General features: G+C 60.7%; 2 protein-coding genes. Both read left to right on the forward strand.

Annotated elements, in window-relative coordinates; translation table 11 throughout:
* Positions 1 to 108: 108 nt before the first annotated feature.
* Positions 109 to 969: a tyrosine-type recombinase/integrase gene (locus tag V8P77_RS34625; RefSeq protein ID WP_222285971.1), complete on the forward strand. Its 861-nt coding sequence runs from the start codon at positions 109 to 111 to the stop codon at positions 967 to 969.
* Between the two features lie 13 nt (positions 970 to 982).
* Positions 983 to 2,158, forward strand: a complete 1,176-nt coding sequence (locus V8P77_RS34630; RefSeq protein WP_222010154.1) for an IS91 family transposase — start codon at positions 983 to 985, stop codon at positions 2,156 to 2,158.
* Positions 2,159 to 2,512: the final 354 nt, after the last annotated feature.

Consider the following 2,512-nt stretch of genomic DNA (forward strand, 5'->3'; position numbering starts at 1 on the left):
GATTGAACGAAGCCGCTTTCGCGGCACTTGGAGCGCGGGATTTGCATGATGCGCTTCTGATTTGAAGGATTGGGCTGTTTTAGCCCAACCTTTGAACAGGAGATGACGATGACAGAGATAAGCCCGCTACGCCGGCGCATGATCGATGACATGACGATCCGCAATCTTTCGCCAGCGACGCAACGATCGTATTTGCATGCGGTGACGAAGTTCTCGCGTTATTTCGGGCGATCGCCAGACCGTCTTGGCCTGGAAGACGTGCGCGCGTTTCAGGTGCATCTGGTGTCATCGGGCCTATCATGGCCGGCTCTCAATCAGACGGTTTGTGCCCTGCGGTTCTTCTTTGGCGTCACGCTTGGTCATGCCGCGATACCGGAGCGCATTGCCTATGCCCGGACACCCGCCAAGCTGCCGACGATCCTAAACGGCGACGAGATCGTGCGGTTTCTGGAAGCGGTTCCGAGCCTGAGGACCCGCACCGCACTGACGACAGCTTATGCAGCGGGGCTGCGCGCCTCGGAAGCTGTCCATCTCAAGGTCCGCGACGTTGATGGCGAACGCGGCATCATCCGCGTCGAGCATGGCAAGGGCGGAAAGGATCGCAACGTCATGCTGTCCGGGCAGTTGCTCGCGATCCTGCGGGTCTATTGGCGGCTGGCGAGACCCGAGGTCTGGCTGTTCCCGGGCCGGGACGAGACCAAGCCCATCGACGTCCAGGTTCTGTATTCTGCCTGCCGTTCGGCGTGCACTGCTGCCGGCATCGACAAAAGGGTGACGGTCCATACGCTGCGTCACAGCTTTGCCACCCATCTTCTGGAAAGCGGAACCGACATCCGCATCATCCAGGTTTTGCTCGGCCACAACAATCTGTCCACCACGGCACGCTACACGAAGGTTTCCAATACCCTGATCCGCAGCACGACCAGCCCGCTCGACCGGCTGACGTTAGAGGTGGTGCCGCCAGGCTGAGCGTAGCTTCGCCATGGCGGCGGGACTGGAGGTGGCGGACATTTTTCGCCGCCACGGGGAAAGATATCGTCAAACACACGACGCTCATCTCGGGCGTGTCGAACGCCGGGTCATGAGTGCGGTCGAGATGTGCCGGACCGCTCGCCTGGGCGGGCATGTCCAGCAATGTCAGGACTGCGCGGCGTTCCGCATCGCCTATAATTCCTGCCGCAACCGGCATTGCCCGAAGTGCCAGGGACAGGCGAGCCGTGACTGGCTTGCCGCGCGGCAGGCCGACCTTCTGCCGGTCGGCTATTTCCACGTCGTCTTCACCCTACCGCAGCAGATCGCCGCAATCGCCTTCCAGAACAAGAATGACGTTTACACGATCCTGTTTCGCGCCGTCGCCGAGACGCTGCGCAAGCTTGCTGCGGATCCCAGACATCTGGGTGCGGAGATCGGCTTCATCGCGGTGCTGCACTCCTGGGGACAGAACCTCCATTATCACCCGCATATCCATTGCATCGTGCCGGGCGGTGGGTTGTCATTCGACCAGTCCCGTTGGGTTGCCTGCCGGCAAAGCTTCTTTCTGCCCGTACGGGTCCTGTCGCGTCTGTTCCGGCGGCTGTTTCTTGAAGAGCTGAAGCAGGCCTACGACCTGGGCCAGCTTCGGTTCTTTGGCGATATCGCCGGTCTGGCCGATCCGCTCGCCTTCAGTCGAACCATCAAAGCAGCGCGTCGCATCGACTGGGTCGTCTATGCCAAGCCGCCATTTGCCGGACCCAAACAGGTGCTGGCCTATCTCGGCCGCTATACCCATCGCATTGCCATCTCCAATTCCCGCCTGGTCAGCATCGATGGCGATCGAGTCACATTCCGATGGAAGGACTATCGAACGGGCGGCAGGCAAAAGGTGATGACGCTCGATGCCCACGAGTTCATCCGCCGTTTCCTGCTTCACACGGTTCCGGACAGCTTTCACCGCATTCGTCATTACGGTCTGCTTGCCAATGGCCATCGGCAACTGAAGCTGGACCTGTGCCGAAGCCTGCTCGACATCCCGCCGCCGGAGCAGACGGCCGAAGAACCGGACGCAAAGCCACCACCTTTGGCGCAGCGCTGCTCCTGTTGCGGCGGAACCATGACGATCATCGGCGCGTGGACCCCGCTCCAGCCCGTACGTCGGCCAGCATGGAACGACAGTTCATGATCATATCATGCGCAGCATCATTGCAACGATCAGCGTCGGCATGCCGAGGAGCCGCGGGGCGAGTGCTTTGGCCAATCGTGCCTGAGCGACGTAAAGCGCAACACCACCAAGGGTTCGGTCGATGCAAACCAGCCGACAGGGGCGTCAAAGACACCGCAAATACCGGCAAGACTCTCCTTCCAAACCTGTCCACGTGCTCCAGCAAGGCTCGACCTTGCCAAACGCCATCCACCGCTTCGGCGAAATCCCCATAGCGCCAAACAAACCGCGCCTTCGCTCAATCCGGCTTCAATGAGGTCCGATCAGTGAATGCCGCACGCACAGCGCACGGACCTCACAGAACCCTCCAGATTC

The organism is Rhizobium aouanii (assembly GCF_037002925.1).
GTDB classification, from domain to species: domain Bacteria; phylum Pseudomonadota; class Alphaproteobacteria; order Rhizobiales; family Rhizobiaceae; genus Rhizobium; species Rhizobium aouanii.